The sequence below is a fragment of the Mycobacterium sp. IS-2888 genome (assembly GCF_001954215.1).
Lineage (GTDB): Bacteria > Actinomycetota > Actinomycetes > Mycobacteriales > Mycobacteriaceae > Mycobacterium.
Genome location: NZ_MBET01000067.1, coordinates 73,895 through 99,498 on the forward strand (window position 1 = coordinate 73,895; position 25,604 = coordinate 99,498).

Here is a 25,604-nt window from a genome sequence, read left to right on the forward strand (position 1 = left end):
CGAACTCAGCGATCCGGCGCGAGAATCAAGCCGCTCGTCGGAACGCCCGTGCCGGACGTGACGAGCACGTGTTCGACGTTGTCGACCTGGTTGTAGGAGGTGCCGCGCACCTGACGGACGCCCTCGGTGATGCCGTTCATGCCGTGGATGTATGCCTCACCGAGCAGGCCACCGTTGGTGTTGATCGGCATCCGGCCCCCGAGCGACAACTCGTCGACCGAGACGAAGTCCTTCGCTTCCCCGCGCCCGCAGAATCCCAGTTCCTCGAGCTGGGTGAAGACGAAGGGCGTGAAGTGGTCATAGAGGAACGCAGTCGAAATATCCTGCGGTTTAAGGCCGGAATCCCGCCACAGCTTGTCGCCGACCACACCCATCTCGGGCAGGCCCGTGATGTCCTCGCGGTAGTAGCTCGTCATCACCTCGCCGTCGTAGGCGGCGCCCTGCGCTGCGGCGGTGATGACGGCGGGCGGTTTGGCCAAGTCTCGCGCTCGCTCGAGGCTGGTCACCACCATCGCAACACCACCATCGCTTTCCTGGCAGCAGTCGAGCAGCCTGAGCACCGGCTCGATGATCCAGCGCGATTGCTGGTGCTGCTCAATGGTTATCGGCTTGCCGTAAAACCACGCGTCCGGATTCTTCGCGGCGTGCTTGCGGTCGATGACGGAGATCTTGCCAAAATCGGCGTTGCTGACCCCGTACGCCGTCATGTACCGCTGCGCATGCAACGCGACCCAGGCGGCGGGCGTCATGAAGCCGAACGGGGCATAGGGCGCCATCCACAACGGCGTCACGCCCGGCTGGCGTCCGGCGCCCCCGAAACGAAAGCCGGAACGCTCGTTGAAGGCGCGGTAGCAGACCACCGCCTCCGCAACACCCGTCGCGACCGCCATCGCGGCCTGCATTACGGTTCCCGCGGCCGCACCGCCGCCGTGCGGGACTCGGGTGAAGAAGGTCAGGTCGCGAATACCGACGTTACGCGCGACCTCGATTTCCTCGTTCTCGTCGACGCTGAATGTGACCATGCCGTCGATGTCGGCGGGTTGTAGACCAGCGTCGCGGATCGCCGCCAATACCGCCTCGCAGGCAAGCTGCATCTCGGTGCGGCCAGATTCCTTGGAGAATTCGGTTTGCCCGATTCCGGCGAGGGCGGTTTTGCCGCCGATACCGTCGCTCATGCATCCACACCCTGGAGCAGGCTGAGCACCGCGGTTCCCGAGACGTGGTCGCCCAGGCTGTTGGTGCCCTTGAAGGTGACCTCGACAAAGCCTTCCCCGTCGGCCGATGATTTGTCCGTGACGGAACCCGTGAAGCGCATCGGATCATTCGGGTAGGCCGGCACGCCGAGTCGAATGGACAGCTTTTTGACCATCGCCTCGGGGCCCGCCCAGTCGTGCAAGAACTTCACGCACAGCCCGTTGGTCGTCAGGATATTCATGAAAATATCTTTGGAGCCTTGGGAATTGGCGAAGTCGCGGTCGTGGTGCACCGGCATGTAGTCACGGGATGCAATGGCGCCGGCGACGATCAGCGTGGTGGTCACCGGTACGTCCATCGGGGTGACTTCGTCGCCCACATTGATGGAGTTCCAGGCCCGTGTGGTGGTGCGGTCGACGGTGGAGGTCATTTGCTTCCTTCCGGATATGCGGCGCCGAGGCGGGCGAGTTGTTGGGAGGCAGAGCCGAGCGAAAGCTCGATCTGCTTGGCCCATAGGAAATAGCGGTGGAGCGGGTAGGTGACGTCGATGCCCATCCCGCCATGTACCTGCTGGGCCGATGCGACGACCCGAGCGCCGGCCTCGGCGGCCCAGAACTTGGCAATCGCCGCTTCGCGGCTCGCGGGCCGGCCCTCATCGATCAGCCAGGCCGCGTGCCAGGTGGTCCAGCGGATCGCCTCGACGTCGATGAAGGCATCGGCCAACCGCTGCTGCACCGCCTGGAATGAGCCGATCGGCCTGCCGAATTGCTCGCGTTCGGTGGTGTAGGAAGCCGCGAACTTCAGCGCTCGTTCGGCCACGCCGACCTGCATCGCGCACAGCCCGACGAGCGCCCTGGTGTAGAGCGAGCCGACCGCGTCCGCACCGGGGGGGTTGTTGAGCCGGTGTGCGACGGCGCCGGTGAGTTCGACATCCGCGTAGGGCTCACCGTTGGTGACAGTCGCCGGCGTGACGATCACCCCGGCCGTCGCCGCCTCGACGATGAATAACCCAGGTCCGTCGTCGGCGAGCGCCGAAACCACTATGGCGTCGGCAAGCTGGGCCGCGGGTACGAGTTCTTTTGTGCCGTCGAGGATCCAAGCGTCACCATCTGCGCGTGCGGCGGTGCGCGGCATGGTCGGATCCGAGTTGCCCGGCTCGGCAAGTGCGGCGGTCAGAATCGCACTGCCGTCTACGACTTTCGGAAGGTAGCGCTGCTGAATTGTCGAATCACCGTGCCGCGCAATAGTATCCGCGCCGAGCATGAGGGTCGCGTAGACGGGGACCGGTGCAACGCTCCAGCCGACCTCGGCGAGCAGCACGCCGAGCTCGAGGAAGCCGCCGCCACTGCCGCCAACGGACTCGGGCAGCGCGATGCCCAGCAGGTCCGAGGATGCCAACTCGCGCCACAGCGCTTCATCGAAGCGAACCTCGCCTGATTCCAGTTCCGTGAGACGTTCGGGGGTGGCACGGTGCTCGAAGAGCTGACGCGCCACCTTGCCGACGGTCTCTTGTTCTTCGGTGAAGGAAAAGTCCATGCTCGCCTAATTCCTTGTCAGCGTGCCGGCCGGAACTGGTGCAGAACCAGCTCCTCGCCGCTCGGGATCGCTTCGAACTTTTCGTAGAAGACCTCAACGGGGAGGCCCATTTCGATTGCCTCGGGCTCGATGTCGCAAAGGTTCGAGACGATGCGCACGCCTTCGTCGAGTTCGATGAGCGCCACCACATAGGGATACTGAAGGAAGGGCAGCGGCGGATATTGCGGCATGATGAAGCTGTAAACAACGCCACGCCCGGTCGACTCGACGGAATCCCAGTTCAGGGACTGACAGTGTCCACACATCGGCCGAGGCGGCACCCGCAACGTATTGCAGTCCTTGCACCGCTGGATCAACAGCTTGTGGTCCTTCAGGCCCGACCAGAAGAATTCGGTGTCGGGGCTGATCGATGGAGCAAGTCTGGTGGCCATCAGTCCCCGGCCGTTCCGGCGGGGGCTCCACCCGTCTTGAATCGCAGGGTGCGGAACCGCTGGCGGCCGATCACTTCACCGTTCTGATCCCGGTAGGTCGTGATCCAGGTGACGAAATAGCCCATACCCATCGCCGTCTTCTTCTCGTCGGAGATGGTCTCGAAAACAGTTTCGGCCGTGATGTCGTCACCAACGCGCGGGTATCGCTCGATCTCGAACTCGGAATTGGTGGCGACTGTGCCCGTGTAGCCGGCATCGGTGAGAAACTGCAGCGGATTTTCCTTGAGCTCGACTGGGACTCCGCCTCGCTCGTGGATGCCGACGAGTTTGGGTGGCGCCATGGTCCACGACTGCAGCATCACCGGAGGTGAGACGAGGCCGCCGTAGCGGGAGGAGGCGGCGAACTCCGGATCCAGATACGCCGGGTTCATATCGTCCAACGCGTAAGCCCAGTGTCGGATCATGGCCGCGTTCACGGGATCTGGCGCCTTGACCGGCTGTCCGGAACTGATGGGTTGGCCGATGAGCGCATCGAGGCGCTCGCGCAGTTCGTCCTTCGTTGTCTCAGTCACGAGCTTCCTTTCTCCGATGCGCTGGCTCGCATGTCCCGGGGTGCGCGCGGCATCCCGAGACCGGCCATAGCGATGATGTCGCGTTGAAGCTCGTTGGCTCCGCCGCCGAATGTGTTGATGACCGCCATGCGGTATGCGCTCTCCAGCTCGCCCCTGAGGGGAGCCGCCGAGTCCTTCCGAACGCCGGCCTGACCCACGACTTCGAGCAGTTCGCGGGCGACCTGCTGGGTGAGTTCGGTGCCGAATACTTTTGTAGCGGACGCCTCACCCATGCCGAGTGCGCCAGAACTCATCGTCGCGTTCACCCGCAGGTTCAGCAGCCGGTAGGCGGCGACTTGCGCTTCCACCCGGGCGAGAGCCTGCTGCACCCAGGGCTTGTCGATGACAAACCCGTCGTCGAGCGGCGTCGTCGATGCCCATTTGAGGGTCTTCGTGAACAGCGGCTCCAGCGCGCCGAGGTTCCCCAAGGCGGCGCGTTCCAGGTTGAGCTGGTTTGTCACCAGCGTCCAGCCCTGGTTTTCGCCGAGCACGATCGCACTTTCGGGCACCCGGACGTCGTCGTAGAACGTGTAGTACGTGGACACGCCCGGCATCGTGTGCAGCGGCTTCCACGAGAACCCTGGTGAGTCGGTCGGCACGATGAAAAGCGTGATGCCCTTGTGCTTCTTGGCAGTTGGATCGGTGCGTGCAGCCAACCAGATGTAGTCGGCGAACTCGGCGCCGCTGGTGAACATCTTCGAGCCGTTGATGACGAACTCGTCGCCGTCGCGTACTGCGGTGGTGCGCAGTGACGCGAGATCACTTCCCGCGCCCGGCTCCGAGTAGCCGATCGCGAATTCAACAGTTCCCTTGAGAATCGCGGGGAGGAACTTGGTCTTCTGCTCCTCGGTTCCGTACTGAATAAGCGTGGGGCCCACCGTGTTCAGGGTGATCATTGGCAACGGCGCGTTGACCCGGCGCGCCTCTTCCGAGAAGATGTATTGCTCCAGCGCGGTCAGCCCGCCACCGCCGTATTCGACTGGCCAGGCGACGCCGAGTAGGCCGGCTTCGCCGAGCGCGCGCCGGCATTCGGCGATCGCGGGGCCTCCCTCGAGCAGGTTGGCAACAGCGGCGCGGCGCTCCGGGGTCATCACCGCCTCAAGGCGCGTGCGGTAGTCCTTGCGGAGCTGTTCCTGCTGAGGTGTGTAGTCGAAGTCCATCAATTGCCCGTTCCCAGTCGGATCGGCATGCGTTTCACCCCGGGCACCATGGTGGCGCGAAGTCGTGACACGTCACCGGTGAGTTCGATCGTCGGATATGTACCCAGCAGCACCTCAAACATCACCCTGGCCTCCAGCCGGGCGAGCTGTGCACCAAGACAGGCGTGCTCACCGGCACCGAACGCGATGTGCGGGTTGGGATTACGCGTGATGTCGAAAACTTCGGAGGTCGGGCCAAAGATCTCTTCGTCGCGGTTGGCGGCGCCGTAGAGCATGACGACGGTGTCGCCGGCCTTGATCTGTTGGCCGCGGATCTCTACGTCCTGGGTGGCGCGGCGGGCCATGTGGGTGACCGGGCTGGTGAATCGCAGCATCTCCTCGACCGCGCCGGGCAGCAGAGAAGGGTTCGACCGCAGCAGCGCGAACTGATCGGGATGGTCGATCAACGCCAACGTGCCCAGTGCGATGAGGTTGCGAGTCGTCTCGTTGCCGGCGACCAACAGCAAGAAGGAGAAGTTGAGTAGATCGGCGTCGGTGAGCTGCTCACCGTCGACCTCGGCCGCAGCCAAGATGCTCAGCAGGTCGTCCTGCCCACTGACCTCGCCGGATCGCCGTGCAGCGATGAGTTTGGTGAAGTACTCGTAGAGCTCACCGAGTGCGACTACGGAATCGAGTTCGATATCGGGGTCGGCAGTGCCAACCGCAGCGTCCGACCAGCTGCGGAACCGCTCCCAGTCTTCGGGTGGTGCACCGAGCATTTCGGCGATCAGCCGGGTAGGAAGAGGTGCGGCGATCTCCTCTGCGAACTCGTACTCCCGCGATGTGTCGACACTGTCCACGATGCCCTTCACGATCTGGCGCACCTTGGGCTCCAGCAACTGCACCTGGCGGCGGGTGAAGCCGGAGTTGATGAGCTTGCGAAGCTGCCGGTGACGCGGCGGATCGGTGAAGATCAGGTTTCCCTCCTGAACGGGTTCGGGCTGGGCGGGATCCGGGATCGAGATGCCCTTCGTCGAGGAGAACGTCAATGGGTGACCGGAGACGTAGCGGATGTCCTCGTACTTCAACAGCGCCCAGAAGTTCGTGACATCGTTCCAGACGACGGGCGTTGTGTTGCGAAGTTCGCGGTAGGCCGCGTAGGGATCGCCGGCGTAGAAGTCCGGTGAGTGCAAGGGAACCGTAGTAGTGGGCACCGCAGGCCTTCCTCGACGCTGAGAGCTGTTCGGACAAATAAATAAAGAATGTCCGTTTCCAAGGTGTCTACAGCAGACCCGACTTGCCTGTCAAACACCGGCTATTTGGCTTAAATAAAGGTGGATTGCCGTTGACGGCCTCTTCGGAGCCGTGTACACACAGTCAGAGAGTGTATGTTGTGGCTACGTCACCGGGCCGCGCCGCGATCGAGCAGTCAGGAAGGCAGGCAGATGATGGCTGGCTCACGGTCTCTCCGCGACGCCTACGGGCATTACATCGACGGCCGATGGGTCGAACCGGACAGCGGGCGCTACGACGTCGTCAACCCCGCGACCGAGACGGTGATCGGTACCGCGCCGGACGCGAGCGTTGCGCAGGTCCAACAAGCGGTCGCGGCGGCCAGGGCCGCCTTCGATTCGGGCCCCTGGCCGGCGGCGGAGCCGGCGGACCGCGCCAGATGCCTGCGACAGCTCAGCGAAGCGCTACTGGCCAACAGCGAGGAGTTCTACGCCCTCGCGCAGGCCGAGTGGGGTTGTTCGGCAAACGAGCGCATCATCCATGTCGAAGGCCCGGCATTCATGGTCGGTCACGCCGCCGAGCTCGCGATGGAGCCCGCCGAGGAACCAATGGACGCGTGGGGCGCTGCGGGCACCACGCTGTTGCGCTACGAACCGCTTGGTGTGGTGGCCGCCATGACCCCGTGGAATTTCCCGCACACCATCAACGTGATGAAGCTGGGTGCGGCGCTGGCGGCGGGAAATACGCTCGTGCTCAAGCCATCGCCGCTGACGCCCCTGGCCGGGCTCGCGCTGGCTCGAATCGTCGAGGAGGAAACGGATATCCCCGCCGGTGTCGTAAACGTGGTTACCCCGACCAGCGTCGAGGCCAGTAGGAGCCTGACGCTGGATCCCAGGGTCAATATGGTCAGCTTCACCGGCAGCTCGGCCGTCGGCCGCGACGTGATGGCCGGTGCGGCGACCACAATGAAGCGCGTTCTGCTGGAATGCGGCGGCAAGTCCGCGACCGTCTTGCTGCCCGACGCCGAGATCACCGACGAACTGTTGGAGCGGCTGCTGTTCGAAGGATGCACGATGCATGCCGGTCAGGCGTGCATTCTCAACAGCAGGCTGTTGTTGCCCGATGCGATCCATGACGACGTGGTGGATCGGCTCGCCGCGCTGTCGCGCGGGGTCGTAATCGGCGATCCCGTCGACCCCGCGGTCACCATGGGACCGTTGATCAGCCGCGAACATCTCGACCGCGTCGAGGGATTCGTCAAGCGCGCCGAAGCCGACGGCGCAACCGTGGTCGCCGGGGGAGGCCGCCCGAAGGATCTGAGCCACGGATTCTATTTCGAGCCAACGATACTGACCGACGCCTCGGCCGATTCGTACATTGCGCAGGAGGAAGTGTTCGGTCCTGTGCTGACGGTGTTGCGGTATCGCGACGACGATGATGCGGTGGCCATCGCCAACAACTCGGCGTACGGGCTCGGGGGCGCGGTGTGGGGAAGCGACGTCGACCGCGCGGTGGCGATCGCCCGACGGATCAGGACCGGGCAGGTCTCGATCAACGGGACGATTCCCGGAGATGCCCCGTTCGGCGGCTTCAACCAGAGTGGAATCGGCCGAGAGGGTGGTGTGATGGGACTGCGGGCTTATATGGAGCCCAAGGCCATCGGGGTGCCCGCGTGAACCGGCCGCTTGCGGGCTTGCGTGTTGTTGAGCTGGCCTCCGAAATTGCCGGTCCGTACTGCGCCAAGTTGCTCGTCGACCTTGGTGCCGACGTCTGCAAGGTCGAGCCCCCAATGGGTGATCCGCTGCGCCTATGGGGTCCGTTTCCGTCGGCCGATCCTGATCCGGAACGAAGCGGGCTTTTCGCGTACCTGAACGCCGGAAAGTCCGGCGTCACAGTCGACTTAGCACGTGATAGCGACCTCGCGGACCTTCACGAGCTCATCGCACAGGCGGATGTGATTATCGAAGACCTGCACGCCGCCGCGCCCGAGCGGCGGGACTGGGGTCTGGACGCGGACGCCCTTCGTCGCAGCAACCCGAACCTCGTCGTGGTCCGGATATCGAGCTTCGGCCAGGACGGACCGCTGCGTGACCGGGTGACGACTCCATTGACCCTGCAGGCGGCAGCAGGTTGGGTCAATGTGCGCGACCCCGGTCGGGCACCAGTCCAAGCCGGCGCCCGGATTCCGGAGTACATAGCCGGCGCGTATGCGGCCCTCGGAGCGCTGACGGCGCTGCGGGTCGCCGCGGCGGGGACGAACCGGCCGGTCGAGGTGGACGTCTCGATGTTCGAGTCGCTGCTGTCGACGCTGCCCTATCCCATGCTGATGGCAGCGCGCCTGAAAAGCCTTGGTCTGCCGACTAATTCGAAGGCTGCACCGATGTTGGGTATCGTGCGTGCCGCCGATGGCTGGATCGGAATCAACTGCCTGACCGGCCAGCACTGGCTGGACGTGTGCGCCATGGTCGGGTTACCCGAGTTCGGCGAGCACCAGCTTGCGATCATGCTCGGCGGCCCCGAGCGCGACGAGTTTTTTGCGAAGGCACAACCGTTTTTCGATGCGATGACCGTTGCCGACCTCGTCGACCTGAGTCAGGCCATGCGGATACCCGCGGCGCCGGTCACCGAAGGCGATAGCATCCTGGACTGTCCGCAGTACGCCGCGCGAGAATTTTTCATCGAGATGGCGGCTGACGCATGGCGATTCACCAGACCCGGAGCGCCGTTTCGGTTTTCAAAGACACCCGTTCCTTCGCCACTTCCTGCCCCAGCCCGCGGAAAAGACTCGCGGGCTGCCTGGAGCGAGCGCGGCGCGCGCCGCCGGGACGGTGGCGTCGAGAAAACGCCGGACGTCCTGCCCTTCGCCGGATTGAAGGTGTTCGACTTGAGCACCTTCTGGGCGGGGGCGTATCTGACGTGCTACCTCGGCGCGTTCGGGGCTGACGTGATCAAGGTCGAATCCATTCAGCGTCCCGACGGACACCGCTACTCCGGGTCGCTACTGCGTGAGGGGGACGACTGGTATGAACGCGGGCCGCTTTGGCAGGGAACCAATCTCAACAAACGCGATATCACCCTCGATCTCACTTCGACCGCCGGCCGCGACCTGGCTCTGCGGTTGGCCGCAGAAGCCGACGTGGTGGTGGAGAACTTCTCCCCGCGCGTCGTTGAGCAGTTCGGACTCGATTACGACTCGCTCGCGAAGATCAATCCTGCACTGATTATGGTGCGGATGCCCGGATTCGGGCTGGAGGGGCCGTGGCGCGACTATGTGGGCTGGGCGCTGAACATCGAACAAGTGTCCGGTATGTCGGCCATGACCGGTTACCCAGACGGCCCGCCGTGCAATCTGCAGGGGCCCGCCGACCCGATCGCCGGTGTACACGCAGGTGTGGCGCTGCTGGCCGCGCTCGAGCACAGGAGGTCCACCGGTGAGGGCCAGCTCGTCGAGGTCGCGCAGATCGAGGTTGGCGCGGCGGTGACCGCCGAGCCTGTCATCGAGTACTCGCTGACAGGCGCGGTGCGAACACGAGACGGAAACCGCCACCGCGAATATGCCCAGGGCGTCTACCCGACGAGCGTCACCGACGAGTGGGTAGCGCTCTCGGTGCGCGACGACGCCGACTGGCTTTCCGTACTGGAAGCGATCGACCGCGCTGACTTGCGCGACGACCCGAGATTCGCGACCGCAGAAGCTCGCCGGCAAAATCATGACCAATTCGACGAGATCGTCACTAACTGGACGTGTACGCAACCCGCCGAGGAGCTGGTGACAACGCTTGTCCGGCATGGCGTCCCAGCCGCGCGATTGCTTGCAGCCGACGAGATGTACGGGGTCGAGCAGCTCGATGCGCGTGGTTACTATCAGGATCTGGTCCACCCGATTACGGGGCGACATAGATTTCCGGGCTGGCCATTTCAGATTTCGCCGGGTCCGGCGCACCATCACAGGAACGCGGCGCCGACGCTGGGGCAGCACAACGCCGAGGTGCTGGGGGCACTCGGACTTTCCGATGCGGAGATCGCCGCGTTGGGCGACCAACAAGTGATCGGGCAACGCCTGCTCAACGCCTAGCTGTCGTCGACCATCGCTGCGATCGTGTCGACGACGCAAGCCGGCCGGTCATTTCCCTCGACCTCGACGGTGACACGAACCGTGGCCCGCCCCCCGCGGTCGCTGCGCTCAACCTTGAGTAGCTCGGCTCCGGCCCGGATGCGGGAGTCCACCGGTACCGGGGCGGGGAACCGCAGCTTGTCGGAGCCGTAGTTCACCTGCATCGACAGCCCGGTCACCCGGTAGATCTGTTTGACGAGAGCGGGCACCAGCGACAAGGTCAGATAGCCGTGTGCGATGGTCTTGCCGTAGGGACCGGCAGCCGCTTTCTCGGGGTCGACGTGAATCCACTGATGGTCACCGGTTGCCTCGGCGAACAGATCGATCTCCTTTTGAGTGACCCGAAGCCAGTCGCTGTAGCCGAGGTGCTCGCCGACATGCGCCTCGAAATCAGCGATCCCGTCGTACTCCTTCGGTGACGTGGACGCCTGGGTCATGCCGCGACCTTGAGACCTAATTGCTCAATCGCGTTGCCGCCCATGATCTTTGCTTTGACGTCGTCCGAGAGACCGTCCAGCCGGTCGACAAAGCTCAGCGGGTCGCCGATGCCCTCCGGGTGCGGGAAATCGGAGCCGAACATCACGTGGTCCTCGCCCATGATCTCGACGATTCCCCTGACGTCGTCTTCGAGGAACGGGTGGATGTAGATGTTGCGCTTGAACACCTCGACGGGGTGCTCGTCGAACTCCTTGGGCATGATCTTGTACGCCGTGTTGAGCTGCTCGAGCAGGTTGCGCACCCAGCCGCTGCCGTTCTCCACACAGAAGATCTTCAGGTCGGGGAACCGTGAGAGCGCGCCGTGGCAGATCATCGCCGCCAGCGTGTCCTCGATGGCGCGGTGCCCCATCACGACCTCCCGGAGGGCACTCGGTTTGAAGGACAGGTACTCGTCGCCGCCTTCCCACTCCATGAGGTGCTTCTGGTAGCCGCTGTCCGAGGCGTGCATGGTGACCGGCATGCCGGCGTTGACCACCTCTTCCCAGAACGGGTCGAACTCGGGCAGGCCCATAGACCGCGAACCGCCGAAGCGACTGGGCACCGGCGCCGGCCGGACCAGAAATGTCTTCATACCGCGCTCGAGGCACCAGTGAAATTCTCTGATGGCTTCGTCCACGATCGGCAGACAGATGACGGGGGTCGCAAAGATCCGCTCGTGATAGTTGAATGTCCAGTGTTCGTGCATCCACTCGTTGAGCGCGTGGATGATCGCGTGGGTGAGGATGACGTCGTCGGTGGTGCGCTCCTCGATGAGGCTGGCGAGAGTCGGGTACATCACGCACTGGTCGAGGCCCAGTTCATCCATCAGCTCCAGTCGCGGGGCGGGCGCCTGGTATGCGGGGATGACATCCATTGCCTCGCCGACGAACTCGCGGAAGTTGAGGCCTTCGGGATTGTTGCCCAGGAAGTAGTCCTCGGCGCTCCCAGGCCTGGCAACGCGCGCGAACGTCGGGTTGGGGATCATGTGGCTGATGTGGTCCTTGACAACCAGTTTGGGCCGGCCGTTGACCTCGACGTAACCGACCTTTCCGCGGTGCTCCTTCGGAAGGTACTTCGTGAGCGCGTCCGTCGTCTCGTACATGTGGTTGTCGATGTCGAAAACCGGGTACGGCAATGAACGGCGAGACATGAGACTTCCTCCTGAGCAGCGAATATGATCATTTACGCTATCTGAGAACGACGTTATCATATCGCCCCACAACGGATCAGGCCACTGCGCTCCACACGCCGATAACCGCACTGGACGCGGTGACGGTTGCCAGCAGGGACAGCGTGTTGTCGATGATCGAATCGGCGTACTCCCGCGGGTATCCGCTGACCGCATCCCGCGGCAGCACGAACTGATAGCCACGGTTGACCGCATCCATGACAAAGTTGGTGATGGCGATATTCACCGACACCCCCACTCCGACAATGGTTTTTATCCCGAGGTTGCGCAGCACCGAGTTCAGATCGGTGCCGCACATGGGGCCGACGCCGTGGGTGCGAGTGAGAACGAGGTCGGTATCGAGCGGCCCCAACTCCGGCAGTAGCGAGGCCCCCGCGCTACCGGGCGTCAGGTCGGCGGTGAAGGATTTCCCCGCCGCGAACAATCGGGCGTTCGTATTGGAACCACGACCGTCGGCGCGCCGCTGGATCAGGCAATGGACGACCGTGACACCGGCCGCCCTGGCCGCGTCAAGCAGTTTGGCGATGTTGGGAATGGCTTCGCGCCGGGCTTCCTCGGCCAGCAAGGGGAGGCCGGCCTGCGGCCCAATCACCCCGCCCTGGCACTCTTGGGTGACGAGCGCGGTGGTCACCGGATCGAGCAGGTCCTGGAGACTTGGCTGCGGCATGAGAATACACGTTATCGTGAGCCGAAATGCTCGTTCACCAGGAGGTCAGGTGGAGGCTTGGGAGCTCGAAGTGCGGGAGTCGGTGCGGCAGACGCTGGCCGACTACACCGCGGCCACGGATCGATTCGATCTCCGGGCGGTGGCGGCATGCTTTAGCGACGACGGCGTCTTGGAGTTCACCGGAAGCGCCGAACCGCTCACGGGACGCGCAGAAATCGAGGCCGGTTTGGGCGCCGCGGTAACCCAGCCTTCGAGCTCCGGGCGGCGAGCACCGACCCACGTCCGGCATCACGTTTCCAGCATCCGGTTCGGGGCGGTCGCTCGTGACAGGGTCGAGGTCAGCAGTTACTTCGCTGTCCACACCGACATCGGCGTCGATCACTGGGGCCGTTACCGCGACGTGCTGGTACCGGTGAACGGCCGCTGGTTGTTCGCCCATCGCCGCATCCGCGTGGACGGATTTGCGGCCGGCAGTCTGATGGCATGAGGCCAGTCAGGCGGTGATGAATTCCTTGGCGAAGGCGCGCGACCGGTCGATGACCTCGGCGCGGTCGACGCCCGCCGGCGCGATGGTCAACCAGGTGACACCCGCCGCCTCGAGTCGTGCGATGGTCGCGCGACGTTCGTCGGCCGATCTGCTGTCGTCCAACATGTTTCCGGCCGAGAAGCAGATGTCCAGCGGTTCGGTGCGACCGATCTCGGCCGCGTACTGCTTGGCCCAGTCGATGGCGAGCTCCAAGTCGTCGATCGTCGAGATCTCTGCGGTCCGCGACGCCGCGGCATACCCAAACGTATTGAACGGCGCCCAACCCTGAGCGCGTGATACTGCCCGGCGTACCGCAGGCTTGCTGTTGCCGCCGACCCACACCGGTGGCGGCGTCGCGGGCAGCGGCCGCAGCCGCACACCGCGGGCGGCGAACGACGTCCCTTCGTAGGCGATGTCCTCACCGGTGAGCACCTTGTCCAGGACGTCGAGCGCCTCGTCGAGCAGAGCGCCACGGTTGTCGAAATCGATTCCGAGAGCTTTGAATTCGGGCTTCAGGTATCCCGCGGCGGTGCCGAGGATGAGCCGCCCCTTCGACAGCGCGGCGAGGCTTTGGATCGACTTCGCACCGAGGAACGGGTTGCGGTAAGCGGCGATGTAGACATTGGTCAGCAACTTGAGCTCGGTAGTTGCGGCGGCGGCGAACGCCAGCGCGACGAACGGATCGAGGGCGTGGTGTCCGCCGTGGTCGAGCCACTTCGCGTCGGGCGCGGGGTGGTCGGTGACATGGACTGCGGCGAACCCGCTTGCCTCAGCCACTCGCGCGACGTCGGCAATCGCCTCGGCGGTCACGAACTCGTCGACCGCCTCGACACGCTGGGTGGGTAGTTCGAGGGAGAAGGAAACGGTCACAAGGGTCCTTTCGGTCCGGAGACGAGCGTGGCCAGGCGTTGGGCGTGATAGTCGGGGTCGCCGAAGATCAACTGACTGACCTTGGCGCGACGGACGAACAGGTGGGCATCGTGTTCCCAGGTGAAGCCGATGCCGCCGTGGATGCGCATGTTGTCGAGCGCAACTTGCAGGAAGGCTTCGGAACAGACCATTTTCGCGACTGACGCGGCTGTCGGCAGGTCATCGGTGCCCGCCACGTCGGCCGCATGTCCCTCGGCCGAACGCGCACCTTCGACCTGGACGAGCATGTCCGCGCACCGGTGCTTGATCGCTTGGAAGCTGCCGATCGGCCGGCCGAACTGAATTCGGTTCTTGGCGTAGTCGACGGCCATGTCGAGGCAGCGCTGGGCAGCGCCGACCTGCTCGGCCGTCAGCGCGATAAGGGCCAGGTCCGATGTGCGGGCCAGGAAGTTGGCGGCGCCACCGTCCGTTCCGATCAGTTCTGCGCGCACGGCGTCGAACTCCACCCGCGCCACCTTCCGGGTGCGGTCGAGCCCGGCCAGCGGCGTGCGGCGAAGGCCATCGGACCCGGCGCGCACCGCCAGCAACGAGATTCCCCCCTCCGTGATGGCGGCCGCGAAGAGGACGTCCGCGGTGTGACCATCGATCACGAGCGGTGCCTCGCCATGGAGCCGATATCCGGTGCCGTCTCGCATAGCCCTCAATGTCACCGCGGCGGGATCCCATGCGTCGAGTCGGCCGTTGAGGATCACCGTCGCGGTGGCAGAGCCGTCGACGAAGCCGGGAACGAACCGTTCCGCCGCCGCGTCGTCGCCGCTGGCGAGGATGGCCTGTGTCGCGAGCGCCACTGTGGCGAAAAAAGGGGAGCACAGCAGCGCCCGCCCCATTTCCTCGAAGACGACGGCCAGTTCGGCCACACCGGCGCCCGCGCCGCCCCATTTCTCGGGCACACCGATGCCGTGCAGGCCCAATTCACTGGCCATCTGGCGCCAGGACGTCTCGTCGTAGCCGGTCTCCGTCGCCATCAGCTTGCGTACGGTTTCACTCGACGACATTGCGCTGAGGTACTCGCGCAGGACGCTGCGAAGGTCGTCGACCTCATTTGTCGGCACTGACGGCCTCCCTGTTCAGCCGCATTTCAGCTCACCGATCCCGTTGCCTGTCAGTGCGTTTGATGGGTGACGTCCTCGTCCGGGCGGTCGCGGTCGAGCGGGCGCCACCAACTCACGGCGCCACCCGCCGACTGCCCCGACATAGCCATTGCCGGACCAGGATAGTATGTTTTTCAAATATAGAGAATATCCATTCTCGTCAAAAGGAGCGACGCGGTGACGACGAAACTCGATTACGGCATCTTTGACTGCGACACCCACTGCTACGAGACGCGGGACGCGTTCACCCGTTATCTGCCGGAAAAGTTTCGGGACCGCGCGATCACCACCGTGCGCGGGGCGGACGGCGTGGAAGTGATCCTTGCCGGGCATCGCGTCGCCACCTTCAACAGCGAAGGGGGCCTCGGTCTTGATGTCGCGTACCGGCCCGGCTCCCTCAAGGAGATGCTCAAGCAAATGGGCTCGGGCAACCCCGAGGAGTCCTACGAGCCGCAACCCATGCAACCGGAATTCGTCGAGCGTGCTGCGCGCCTTGCCGTCATGGCGGAGCAGAACATCGAGCGCATGGTCATCTATCCAAGCGGCATGGCCCTGGCCGGCGAACACTACGTCGATGACACAGCGGCACTCTATGCCAATCTCCGCTCGTTCAACCGATGGTTCGACGAAGAGTGGGGTTTCAACTACGAAGATAAGATTTTTGCCACGGCGCTGATGTCGTTGCGCGACTTGGATTCCGCGATCGCAGAAACAGAGGCGATCATCGCGCAGGGGGCGAAGTTCGTGCTGCTGCCAACCGGCCCGGCTTACGGTCGATCACCCGGCGACCCGTACTTCGACCCCATTTACGCACGCCTACAGGAGGCCGGCTGCGTCCTGGTGTTCCACATCATGCCGTTTTGGTACTTCAATGCGATCTCGCCCGCCTGGGGACAGAACCCCGACCCCGCCTCCTGGCACATGTCGGCGTGGCAGTGGATGAACATCTACGGCCAGCGCCCGATCGAGGACACGTTGTCCGCGCTCATCTTCGACAACCTGTTCGGTCGCTTCCCGGGTCTGAATGTCCTCGTTGCCGAGCATGGGGCGGAATGGGTGCCGTTCTTCGTCAGGCACATGGACAAGAGCCGGGGCATGGGCCGCAACGGTCCATGGATCGGCGGGAAGCTGACGGAGCGGCCGTCGGCGATCTTTCGCCGTCACGTCCGTGTCGTGCCGTACCCCGAGGACGACATCCCCGCGATCGTCGGAAGCATGGGATACGACGACTGCCTGGTGATGGGCTCGGATTACCCGCACGCCGAAGGCCTGGCCGTACCGGCCGAGTTCGCCAAGCTGCTTGACCCGCTCGACGACGCCACCAAGCGGCGGATCATGCGCGACAACGCCGAGCAGCTGCTCTTCCGGAGCTGATCGCGGCATGGCTGATGAGGACTCAGCCGAAGTCGACCTCGATCTGTTGCGAGCGTCGGCGCGTCAGTTCCTGGCCGAACGCTTGGAGAGGGGAACGGTCAAGGACCTTGCGGCGATGGACTGGACCGGGCTGCTTGTCGATGAGGTTATAGGCGGCGCGGGCTGGCGTCCGGTCGAGGCGTGCGTGGTGGCCGAGGAGCTCGGTCGAGCGCAGGACGGGTCGGCGTGGTTCGGAACCACGCTGGGCGCCGCGGCGCTTGCCTGCGGGCCCGAGGAGGTTAGGGATCAACTGCTGCCCGGCTTGCTCGACGGCACCGTGGCGGCGGGCTTCGCCGTCCTCGACGGGCCCGCGCGGGTCATCCGCGGCGATGCGGTTGACATCGTCCTTCTGCTGGGGCGCAACGGAATTCACCTGCTACGTGACCTGGATCGCGACCGGTTCGAGCTGGACGCAGACGTGCTGGACGTCACCAGGACGGTATGGCGCCTCGACGTGGCGAACGCGCCCAGCGCCCTGATCGGATCTCCCGAACGGGCCGACCAGTTGGTCGCCGTGGCCCGGCTGCTTGTTGCCGCCGATTCCGTGGGCGCGGTGTCGATGACCCTTGAACGGTTGACCGCATACCTCAAGGAGCGCGTTGCGTTCGGGGTGCCTATCGCGAGTTTTCAAGCGATTCAGCACCGGCTCGTCGAGCTACTGGTCTTCCAGGTCAAAGCGCGCGCCGTCGTCATGAGGGCGGCGCGGGCAATCGCGTCTGCCGAAGAAAGGGCAACCGTGCTGACGGCGGCCGCGCACGCGTTCGTCGCGGCGAAAGCCGCAGCCGCCGTTGACGAGTGCATGCAACTGTCGGGCGGCATCGGATTCACCTGGGAGTATCCCCTGCACCATGAACTGCGTCGCGTCTTCACCAACGGCCATTTGATAGGCACCGCGCGGTCGAGTCGGGCGCTCGTTGCGGAGGTATCCGGCTGGTGAGCATTTTCGGGAATCGACCCACCCAGGCGCAGCTGACCGCATTCCGGGAGCGGGTCAGGGCCCACATCGCCGAACACGCACCGCCTATCGAAGCGCGCGAAGGCCACCGGGCGCCCGAAACCGCCGAAGAGGAAGCACAGCTGCGGGGATGGTTCGCCGGCCTGTTCGAGGCGGGTTTCGTCGGTGCGGACTGGCCGGCCGAACACGGCGGTCGCGGCGACCACCACCCGCTGCATGATCGCATTGTGAGCGAGGAGATTTTACGCGCTCGCGCACCACGGCCCATTGATCAGGTCAACCTGGCGGCACACGTCTTGTTGCACTTCGGTTCTGAAGAACAGAAGCGAACGCTGCTGCCCCCGATCCGGCGCAGCGAGCATGTCTGGTGTCAGCTGCTCAGCGAGCCCGACGCCGGCAGCGACATCGCCGCCGTGCGCAGCCGCGGAACGCAGCAGGACGATGGCAGCTGGCTCATCGACGGGCAGAAGACCTGGATTACGGACGGGCACTGGGCCGACATGGGCCTCGCCCTGATCCGCACCGACCCGGCGTCGTCGCGCCACCACGGCCTGTCGGTCTTCGCCGTGCCGCTCTCGGCGGACGGTGTCGAAGTTCGTCCGATCCGCACGATCGGCGACGCGATCGAGGTCAATGAGGTCTTCCTGACCGGAGTCAGGCTTGGTGCGGAGAGCCTGATCGGCGAGGTGGGCCAGGGTTGGTCGATCATCATGGCCGGCCTGGACTTTGAACGATTCGGCATCGGCGGCAACGTCATCTTGCTCGAACTCTTGATTGATGATCTGGTGACCGTGGCGCGTCACGCGCTCATCGACGGCACGCCCGCGTTGGACTCCGCCGACATCCGCCAGCAGGTGGCCGAGTTGGCCGTCGAAGCCGAAGTGGCCAAGGCGTTCATCGACGACCATGTGGAGCGGCTGACGTCGGGCGACGAACGACCGGGCGACGGTTCGATCGCGAAGTTGAGCTTCGCCGAGACATATCACCGAGTCGCGGCCTATGGCGCCGAGCTGGCCGCGTCGGTGGTTGCCGTGGGGGCTGCGAATCCTGATGTGGAACAGGCCAAACAACGCCTGCGGGAATGCTGGCTGTGGTCTCGGGCCTACACGATATCCGGTGGCAGTTCGGAGATGATGCGCAACATTCTGGCTAAGCGCCGACTGCGCCTGCCGAGCCGATGACCGCATACCCAGCCGCGCAGACCTACTGGTCCCTCGTCGAAACGGCGGCGCGGGCGCATCCCGATCGAGTGATCCTCGTCGACGACTACGGACGCACCCTGTCGTGCGGGCAGCTGCGCGAATCCGCGCTGACGTGTGCAGCGGCGCTGGCGCAACGCGGAATTGGTGCGGGGACGGTGGTGTCGTGGCAACTGCCGACGACGCTGGAGACGATGGTCGTCATGGTGGCGCTGGCGCGCCTTGGCGCAGTCCAGAACCCTGTTCTGCCGATATGGCGGGAGAGTGAACTGCGTTTTGTGACAGCGCAACTCGCGACCGACGTCATCATCGTGCCCGGATTGTGGCGCAATTTCGACCACACCGCGCTCGCGCATAAGATCAACGGTGACCAGTCCATGTCGGTGGTGGTCATCGACCACAATGCGCCCATCACCGGTGCACTTCGACTGCCGGCCGGTGATCCGGCAGCGCTGCCTCCACCGCCGCGCTCCGGCGAGGAGCCGCGCTGGGTCTACTATTCGTCGGGCACCACGGCGGCTCCGAAAGGCGCGCGGCACTGCGACCGCTCGGTCATCGCCGGCTCGGCAGGCGTCGTCGGTATCGTCGGCGCCTCCAGTAGCGACGTCAACCCGATCGCTTTTCCGGTGTCGCACATCGGGGGAGCGGCTATGCTCGCTGCCGGCCTGCATACCGGCATGCGATTGGTGCTGTTCGACGCTTTCGATCCCGTTGAGACCCCCTTCGCCATCGCTGCGCACCGCCCGACACTGTTGGGCAGCGCGACCCCGTTCTTCGTAGCCTTCATGGCGGCGCAGGCCAAGCACGGCGACGAACCGCTCTATCCCGATCTGCGTGGCTGCGTCGGCGGTGGTGCGCCCATCACCGCCGAGTTGGGCCATCAAGTGCGGCAGACTTTCTCGGTCGACGGTGTGGCCAATTCCTGGGGCCTGACCGAATTTCCGGTGGCCACCTCTCAAGCGCCGAACGGCCCCCCGGAGCTGCTGGACCATACCGTGGGCAAGCCTGTGCCAGGCGTTTCGGTGCGAGTCGTCGATGAATCCGAGCGGCAGGTTATGTCCGGGGAGGAGGGGGAGTTGCGGCTCAAGGGCCCGCAATGCTTCCTCGGCTACGTCGATGCCTCCTTGGACGCCAAAGCATTCGACGCCGAGGGGTGGTTCCGCACAGGCGATCTGGGGCGCATCGACGACCAGGGCAACGTCGTCGTCACGGGGCGCATCAAGGATGCGATCATCCGCAATGCGGAGAACATCTCGGCACTCGAGATCGAGGGCGTGTTGGCGAGCCACCCTGCGGTCGCCGACGTCGCGGTCATCGGAGTGCCCGATGAGCGGACCGGCGAACGGGTGTGCGCTGTCGTCGTCGCGCGTCCCGGCGCGGCGGTGACGCTCTCCTCGGTGTTCGAACATTGCCACGCCCGAGGGCTGAGCAAGCACAAGACGCCCGAACGACTCGAAATCGTCGATGCGCTGCCCCGCAACCTCACCGGCAAGGTGCTCAAGACCGAACTGCGCGCCAAGTTCGGAACGTCGGCGCGCCCGGCCGCTACAGGCCGATCAGCTCCTTGAGGTTGCCGCCCATCACACCCCCTCAACTGGTCGGCGGCGAACGAGAGTCGCTTGTTGGTGGCTTAGATGGTTCCGGACTCATCACTTAGCGGCGTAGCCCGCATCGACCGGCAGGGTGATGCCGGTGATGTAGCGGCCGGACGGCCCGCACAAATAGACCATTGCTTCGGTGACGTCCGCAGGCTCGACCATTGGGACTGGCAACAAGTTTTCTAAAGCGCTGTTGCCCTCGGGGTGTTCGACCATGTTTTGTGCCACTGCCTCGTTGAGAATCATCGGAGTGGCAACCCCGCTCGGGTGCACGGTATTGACGCGGATGTTCTTTTCCGCCAACGAAGTTGCGTAATACCTCATCAGTCCCACGACGCCATGTTTGGCGGCGTGGTAGCCGGCATAGCCATGACTTCGAACACTGAACTTCGGGCACAAGCTGGTCAATCCAGCGGCCGAACTGGTGATCACAATCGCCCCGCCGTCACCATGCTCTAACAGCGCAGGCAGCGCGGCCTCGACCGTGTAGTACACCCCATTGAGGAGGATGTCTACCGCGTCTACATATGCCGTAACCGCATAACGCTGCTCGCCAACGCCGGGCATAATTCCGGCGTTGGCAAGCACGAAATCGACCCGTCCCAGCTCGGCCACACCGTTAGCTACCGCCGTCTTTAGTCGCTGGAAGTCTCGAACGTCACCCTGCTCGGCGACAATGCGGCGACCTGTTTTCTCGACGAGGTTGACAGTCTCATCCATGTCCTCGCGTGTGGCCATTGGATACGCGACGCTGTCAATCTGATCGCACAAGTCAAATGCGATGATGTCGGCGCCCTCTTCGGCGAACCGAATTGCATGCGAACGGCCCTGGCCGCGCGCTGCCCCAGTGATAAATGCAACCTTGCCCTCAAACGGTTGGGCCATCACGTTCTCCCAAAGTTTGGACGCCAGCAGATCGCACCCGACCCTACAGGCTGGTGTAATGACCGCCGTCGATTCCGATCGCCTGACCGGTGGCCGCGCCGAAATTCACATGTCGGCCATCGCCGCGAGTTCGCGCTTGACCACCTTGCCGACATCGTTGCGCGGAAGACGGTCGATGAACACGATCCGTGCCGGGACGCGGTACGGCGTCAGGCGCTCGCGGCACCAGGTGATCAACCCATCCTCGGACAGCTCGTCGTCGTTGCCACGCACCACGAATGCCCACGGGACCTCGCCAAGGCGTTCGTCGGGTATGCCCACGACGGCGGCCTCGCGGACACCGTCGGCGCCTAGCAGGACGTCCTCGACGGTCCCCGGAAACACCTTGAGCCCTCCCCGGTTGATCATGTCCGACACCCGTCCGTCGAGCCACAGGAAGCCGTCATCGTCGAACCAGCCGAGGTCACCGGTGTGGAACCAGCCGTCGTCGGTGAGCCGGTCGAGGAATGCCGGATCGATCTTGCGGGCGGCGGTAGTGGGCGTGCGGACCAGCACCTCGTCGTCGGCGACCCTGACGTCGATGCCGGGCAGGGGTCGGCCGACGGATCCGAGTTTGGTCTCGCCCCACTCGCGGGCGTCAGCGGCCGACCAGCCCACCACCTCGCCGCCGAGTTCGGTCTGGCCGTAGGAGTTCAGCACGATCACACCGAATTTGTCCCGGAACCGGGCCGCCTGAACGGGCGACAGGGGAGCGGTGATCGACCGCACGATCTTCAGCGGCGACAGGTCCGTGACCGAATCGTCGTGCAGCACCATGGTCAGCGCCGCGGGCGGCAGCACTGTGGATCGCAGTTGGTGCCGCCGGACGAGGGCGGCGAAGTCGCTGGGGGAGAAACGGTCCATCAGAACAACGCCCGAGCCGGCCCGGAATGCGAACAGGACCTGATAGATGCCGGCCCACAGCGACAACGACAACGGCACCAGATTCGGCATGGGCGACCGCTTAGGCTTGTCCCCAGCGGGTTTCGCGCCACGGAGTTTCTCGAGTAGCCGATCGATCAGATCGAGCACCGTGCTGTGCCGGAGCGGCACCGGCTTCGGCGGGCCGGTGGTGCCCGACGTGAACTGCAGCAGCGCAACATCGTCATCATAGGACCGCGCATCGGCGACTTGCGTCGCGGAGGCGGCAATCGCCCACGCCAGCGCGTCGCCGGTGATGACCGGCAGGTGGAACGCCGAGAACCGTTGCGCAAGTGCGGGAGTAGTGATGACGGCAACGGGCTGCAACGTCTCCAACTGGGTCACGATCTCGGCGTCGGCCGCCCTGGGATTCAGCGGTGTGTACACGCCACCGGCACGCCACGCGCCGAACAGCGCTGCGATCGTCGTGGCGTCGTTGGGCAGCATCGCGGCGACCACGTGTCCCCTCGTCAGTCCGCTTTCGGCGAGCAGTGTCCGCAGCCGGTCGGCGCTGGCGGCCAGCTCGTCGCGCGACACCTCAGCGCCGAGCGTATGTACTGCGACTTCGGGCAGGCCGTCCAGCAGCTCCACCAGGCTCACGAATCGGCCTCCAACGGCGCCCAATTCGGAGTTCGCCTGTCCGCGAAGGCAAGCGGACCCTCGTTCTGGTCGGGATGCCCCCACATCGATGTCAGGTGCTTAGCGCCCTCGCGGCAGGCATCCGTCAGGCCGTATTCGAGCGCGCCCCACAGCGCACGCTTGGTGGCGCGCATCGCCGCGGGCGAGTTCCTGGCGATCTTTTCGCCCAGCTCCTGGGCGACCTCGCGCAGCTTTTCGGGCGGGTCGACGACCTGGCTGATCATGCCGAGCTGGTACGCACGCTGGGCGCTGAGCCGTTCATGGCTGCCCACCAGAGCCATCCGCAGCACGGCCTCGGCGGGCATCTTGCGCATCAGCGCGATGGTCTCGAGCGCACTGACCTGCCCGATCGACACATGCGGATCGACGAAGCTCGCATCTGACGACGCGAGGACGACGTCGGCGTCGGCCACCCAGTGCAGCCCGCCCCCGGCGCACACGCCGTTGACGGCGGTGATGACCGGCTTGTCGACGTTGCAGTGCCACGCCGTCAGCTTGAGGTCCAGTGTGCGCATGGTCTCCTGAAACTGCAGCACGGCCTCACCGTCGAGCTCCTCGACGTCGGCGCCCACCTGGAAGGCTCGACCGTTGCCGGTGTGCACGATGACCCGAACGTCGGGGTCAGCGTTCAACTGCGCCCACGCTTTGGGAAATTCCTCTCGCATCACCACGTCGTAGGCGTTGAGGCGGTCCGGCCGGTCGTTGATGATCCAGCCGACCGGCCCATGCCGCTCAACGATCAGCCTCTGGTAGGTCATGAAACCTCCGCCGCATCCGACAGCGGCTGCCACTGCGGCCGGCGCTTTTCCCGCCACGCCCTGGCGCCCTCGCCATGGTCGGGGTGATTGCGCAGCCGCCAGATCTCATCGGAGGCATCGGTGCGGGCCTGCGTCATACCGACCTCCAGCGAGTGCCACAGCGCCTTCTTGGTGGCGCGCATCGCGGTCGGCGAATTCGTGGCGATCGCGGCGGCGAGTCGCCCGGCCGCCGCGCGCAGCTGGTCGGCGGCTACCACCTCGGACAAGATGCCCAACTCGTAGGCGCGTTGCGCCGAGATGCGTTCGCCCTTGCCGCTCAACGCCATTCGGGTGATTGCCTCCATCGGGGACTTGCGAAGCAGGGTGATCGCCTCGTAGGCGACGGCTTGGCCGAGCGATACGTGCGGGTCGACGAACGAGGCCTGCTCGGCGGCGATCACGATGTCGGCGTCGGCCACCAGGTGCAGTCCGCCGCCCGCGCAAACACCGTTGACCGCCGCGATCACCGGCTTCCACACCCCGCACTGCCACGACGAGATCTTCAGCTCGGCGTCCCGGGTCCGGCGTGAATGCCTGCGCATTGCCGCCTTATCGCGCGCCACCTGCACCACGTCCATTCCGGTGCAGAAGGCGTTGCCGTTGGCGGTGTTGACGATCACGCGAATGGTGGGGTCGGCGTCGAGGTCGGCCCACGCGGATTCGAGTTCGTCGAGCATCAATGAGTCGAAGGCGTTGCCCGCGTCCGGCCTGTTCAGGATCAGCCAGCCGATACCATCAGATTTCTCCACCACCAGGCGCTGATAGTTGCTCACGAGCGCGGAATTTCCTTCCAGGGCTTGCCCTTCCATGGGTCCGGTTCCTTGGGCAACCCGAGCACCCGCTCGCCCAGGATGTTCTTGTTGATGTCGGTGGTGCCGCCCTCGGTGCCGTTGGCGAGGCTGCGCATCATTCCGTGGACGTCCCGCGGGAGGGCGTCCGGATCGTCGGTGGCCGGCCAGGCGACCGCGTCGGTGCCCAGCAGATCTACCATGAGGTCCTGGATTTGCTGGTTCAGGGTGGCCTGGTGCACTTTGCCGATCGAGGACGCGGCTCCCGGCGACTGACCGGCCGAAAGTGCCGCGCGGACACGGTCATTGGTCCAGCCGCGGATCTGCTCCTGGGCCCACAACCGCATGACCTTGTTCCGGACGACCGGGTCGTGCCATCGGCCGGTCTCGCGCGCCAGAGCTATCAGGCGGTCGGCGCCGGAGCCGCCCAGGCGGCCCATGCCTCCCGACCCGGAACCCGAAACCATCTGCCGCTCACTGGACAACGTAGATGCGCTGACACGCCACCCGTCGTGGACATCGCCCACGCGGTGCGCGTCAGGGATCCGCGCATTGTCGATGAAGACCTCGTTGAACTCCGCCTCGCCGGTGATCTGGCGCAGAGGACGCACCTCGACGCCGACTTGATGCATATCGAGCAGGAAGTACGTAATGCCTTTGTGCTTGGGTGCATCCGGGTCGGTTCTGGCGAGCAGGATCGCAAAGTCGGCCTCGTCGGCCCACGTGGTCCAGACCTTCTGGCCCGAGATCACCCACTCATCGCCGTCCCGGACGGCTCGCGTCGCCAACGAGGCGAGGTCGGACCCGGCGCCCGGTTCGCTGAAGAGCTGACACCACTTTTCCTCGTTGCGCACGATCGGCGGCAGGAAACGCAGCCGCTGCTCTTCGGTGCCGTGGCTGAACAACGCTGCGGCAGCGTTGTTGAGCCCCAACGGGTTCAGCCGGGACAACCGCAGCGGACGCAGCACCTGATCGATCGCCCGGGCCACCTCGTTGCCGATTCCCAGACCGCCGTATTCGCGAGCCCAGGTCGGCACGACGAGGCCGGATGCGGCGAAGACCGGGTACCACTGCCGGTACTCCGCGGGACTCCGCACCTCCCGGAGGGCGGCGGGGCTGTCGGCGGCTGCTGTGCGCCAGGAGACCGGTACCTCGGCGTCGACCCATCGCTCGACGGCCGCGACGGCGTCTGCGGTGCTGGTGGCCTCGGTGATCGGCAGCGGTGTCATGGT

Annotated in this window: 24 protein-coding genes; 7 read left to right on the top strand and 17 right to left on the bottom strand. The window is 65.0% G+C overall.

Annotated elements, in window-relative coordinates:
- Positions 1-5: 5 nt before the first annotated feature.
- From A5745_RS13080 to A5745_RS13110, 7 genes are read right to left on the bottom strand one after another with little or no spacing between them, the layout of a single operon-like run.
- The gene (locus tag A5745_RS13080; protein WP_076116406.1) at positions 6-1,175 is read right to left on the bottom strand and encodes a lipid-transfer protein; all 1,170 of its coding nucleotides are present in this window, start codon (positions 1,173-1,175) and stop codon (positions 6-8) included.
- Positions 1,172-1,624 (bottom strand): MaoC family dehydratase, encoded by a 453-nt coding sequence (locus tag A5745_RS13085; protein ID WP_076060556.1) that lies wholly within the window; start codon positions 1,622-1,624, stop codon positions 1,172-1,174. Before A5745_RS13085 ends, A5745_RS13080 begins: the two co-directional genes overlap by 4 nt.
- Complete coding sequence (locus A5745_RS13090; RefSeq protein ID WP_076116408.1) at positions 1,621-2,730, bottom strand: acyl-CoA dehydrogenase family protein; 1,110 nt, start codon at positions 2,728-2,730, stop codon at positions 1,621-1,623. The genes A5745_RS13085 and A5745_RS13090 overlap by 4 nt, the downstream gene beginning before the upstream one ends.
- 17 nt (positions 2,731-2,747) lie before the next feature.
- Positions 2,748-3,161 (bottom strand): Zn-ribbon domain-containing OB-fold protein, encoded by a 414-nt coding sequence (locus tag A5745_RS13095; RefSeq protein WP_076060560.1) that lies wholly within the window; start codon positions 3,159-3,161, stop codon positions 2,748-2,750.
- Entirely contained in the window at positions 3,161-3,733 is a 573-nt protein-coding gene (locus A5745_RS13100; protein ID WP_076060562.1) for a MaoC family dehydratase N-terminal domain-containing protein, read from the bottom strand. Before A5745_RS13100 ends, A5745_RS13095 begins: the two co-directional genes overlap by 1 nt.
- On the bottom strand, positions 3,730-4,932 hold the full coding sequence (locus A5745_RS13105; protein ID WP_076060564.1) for an acyl-CoA dehydrogenase family protein: 1,203 nt from the start codon (positions 4,930-4,932) through the stop codon (positions 3,730-3,732). The genes A5745_RS13100 and A5745_RS13105 overlap by 4 nt, the downstream gene beginning before the upstream one ends.
- Positions 4,932-6,104 carry a cytochrome P450 gene (locus A5745_RS13110; protein WP_076116411.1) on the bottom strand — a complete coding sequence of 391 codons (1,173 nt, stop codon included), beginning with the start codon at positions 6,102-6,104 and terminating at the stop codon, positions 4,932-4,934. Before A5745_RS13110 ends, A5745_RS13105 begins: the two co-directional genes overlap by 1 nt.
- 255 nt (positions 6,105-6,359) lie before the next feature.
- On the opposite strand from A5745_RS13110, the gene A5745_RS13115 reads away from it, so the two are divergent.
- The gene (locus A5745_RS13115) at positions 6,360-7,820 is read left to right on the top strand and encodes an aldehyde dehydrogenase family protein (RefSeq protein ID WP_076060683.1); all 1,461 of its coding nucleotides are present in this window, start codon (positions 6,360-6,362) and stop codon (positions 7,818-7,820) included.
- Complete coding sequence (locus A5745_RS13120; RefSeq protein ID WP_076060567.1) at positions 7,817-10,219, top strand: CaiB/BaiF CoA-transferase family protein; 2,403 nt, start codon at positions 7,817-7,819, stop codon at positions 10,217-10,219. Before A5745_RS13115 ends, A5745_RS13120 begins: the two co-directional genes overlap by 4 nt.
- Here A5745_RS13120 and A5745_RS13125 read toward each other — a convergent pair.
- From A5745_RS13125 to A5745_RS13135, 3 genes are all read right to left on the bottom strand, one after another.
- Positions 10,216-10,695 carry a MaoC family dehydratase gene (locus tag A5745_RS13125; protein WP_076116413.1) on the bottom strand — a complete coding sequence of 160 codons (480 nt, stop codon included), beginning with the start codon at positions 10,693-10,695 and terminating at the stop codon, positions 10,216-10,218. The two genes, A5745_RS13120 and A5745_RS13125, sit on opposite strands and share 4 nt — an antisense overlap.
- On the bottom strand, positions 10,692-11,885 hold the full coding sequence (locus A5745_RS13130; protein WP_076116415.1) for an amidohydrolase family protein: 1,194 nt from the start codon (positions 11,883-11,885) through the stop codon (positions 10,692-10,694). The genes A5745_RS13125 and A5745_RS13130 overlap by 4 nt, the downstream gene beginning before the upstream one ends.
- Before the next feature lie 76 nt (positions 11,886-11,961).
- Positions 11,962-12,591, bottom strand: coding sequence for a cysteine hydrolase (locus A5745_RS13135; protein WP_076116418.1), 630 nt, complete (start codon positions 12,589-12,591; stop codon positions 11,962-11,964).
- A gap of 70 nt (positions 12,592-12,661) precedes the next feature.
- Between A5745_RS13135 and A5745_RS13140 the strand changes: the two genes are divergently transcribed.
- Entirely contained in the window at positions 12,662-13,078 is a 417-nt protein-coding gene (locus A5745_RS13140; RefSeq protein WP_083662918.1) for a nuclear transport factor 2 family protein, read from the top strand.
- Positions 13,079-13,084: 6 nt separating this feature from the next.
- Here the strand turns inward: A5745_RS13140 and A5745_RS13145 are convergent, their stop codons facing one another.
- Both A5745_RS13145 and A5745_RS13150 read right to left on the bottom strand, forming a co-directional pair.
- A complete protein-coding gene (locus tag A5745_RS13145) occupies positions 13,085-13,987 on the bottom strand; it encodes a TIGR03619 family F420-dependent LLM class oxidoreductase (protein ID WP_076116421.1) in 903 nt (300 codons plus the stop codon).
- Positions 13,984-15,099: an acyl-CoA dehydrogenase family protein gene (locus A5745_RS13150; protein WP_076116425.1), complete on the bottom strand. Its 1,116-nt coding sequence runs from the start codon at positions 15,097-15,099 to the stop codon at positions 13,984-13,986. The genes A5745_RS13145 and A5745_RS13150 overlap by 4 nt, the downstream gene beginning before the upstream one ends.
- Before the next feature lie 216 nt (positions 15,100-15,315).
- On the opposite strand from A5745_RS13150, the gene A5745_RS13155 reads away from it, so the two are divergent.
- Genes A5745_RS13155 through A5745_RS13170 form a run of 4 tightly spaced genes read left to right on the top strand, consistent with a single transcriptional unit; the run spans position 15,316 to position 20,273 of the window.
- A complete protein-coding gene (locus A5745_RS13155; protein ID WP_067149734.1) occupies positions 15,316-16,512 on the top strand; it encodes an amidohydrolase family protein in 1,197 nt (398 codons plus the stop codon).
- A gap of 7 nt (positions 16,513-16,519) precedes the next feature.
- Complete coding sequence (locus A5745_RS13160) at positions 16,520-17,488, top strand: acyl-CoA dehydrogenase family protein (protein ID WP_076116428.1); 969 nt, start codon at positions 16,520-16,522, stop codon at positions 17,486-17,488.
- Positions 17,485-18,687, top strand: a complete 1,203-nt coding sequence (locus A5745_RS13165) for an acyl-CoA dehydrogenase family protein (RefSeq protein WP_076116431.1) — start codon at positions 17,485-17,487, stop codon at positions 18,685-18,687. Before A5745_RS13160 ends, A5745_RS13165 begins: the two co-directional genes overlap by 4 nt.
- Positions 18,684-20,273: a class I adenylate-forming enzyme family protein gene (locus A5745_RS13170; protein WP_076116433.1), complete on the top strand. Its 1,590-nt coding sequence runs from the start codon at positions 18,684-18,686 to the stop codon at positions 20,271-20,273. Before A5745_RS13165 ends, A5745_RS13170 begins: the two co-directional genes overlap by 4 nt.
- A gap of 81 nt (positions 20,274-20,354) precedes the next feature.
- On the opposite strand, the gene A5745_RS13175 is transcribed toward A5745_RS13170, so the two are convergent.
- From A5745_RS13175 to A5745_RS13195, 5 genes are all read right to left on the bottom strand, one after another.
- Positions 20,355-21,188, bottom strand: coding sequence for a mycofactocin-coupled SDR family oxidoreductase (locus tag A5745_RS13175; RefSeq protein WP_076116435.1), 834 nt, complete (start codon positions 21,186-21,188; stop codon positions 20,355-20,357).
- 105 nt (positions 21,189-21,293) lie between these two features.
- On the bottom strand, positions 21,294-22,748 hold the full coding sequence (locus A5745_RS13180) for a class I adenylate-forming enzyme family protein (RefSeq protein WP_076116437.1): 1,455 nt from the start codon (positions 22,746-22,748) through the stop codon (positions 21,294-21,296).
- Positions 22,745-23,545 (bottom strand): enoyl-CoA hydratase/isomerase family protein, encoded by an 801-nt coding sequence (locus A5745_RS13185; RefSeq protein WP_076116439.1) that lies wholly within the window; start codon positions 23,543-23,545, stop codon positions 22,745-22,747. The genes A5745_RS13180 and A5745_RS13185 overlap by 4 nt, the downstream gene beginning before the upstream one ends.
- Positions 23,542-24,357, bottom strand: coding sequence for an enoyl-CoA hydratase/isomerase family protein (locus A5745_RS13190; protein WP_076116511.1), 816 nt, complete (start codon positions 24,355-24,357; stop codon positions 23,542-23,544). The genes A5745_RS13185 and A5745_RS13190 overlap by 4 nt, the downstream gene beginning before the upstream one ends.
- A complete protein-coding gene (locus tag A5745_RS13195; RefSeq protein WP_076116442.1) occupies positions 24,354-25,601 on the bottom strand; it encodes an acyl-CoA dehydrogenase family protein in 1,248 nt (415 codons plus the stop codon). Before A5745_RS13195 ends, A5745_RS13190 begins: the two co-directional genes overlap by 4 nt.
- Positions 25,602-25,604 lie beyond the last annotated feature (3 nt).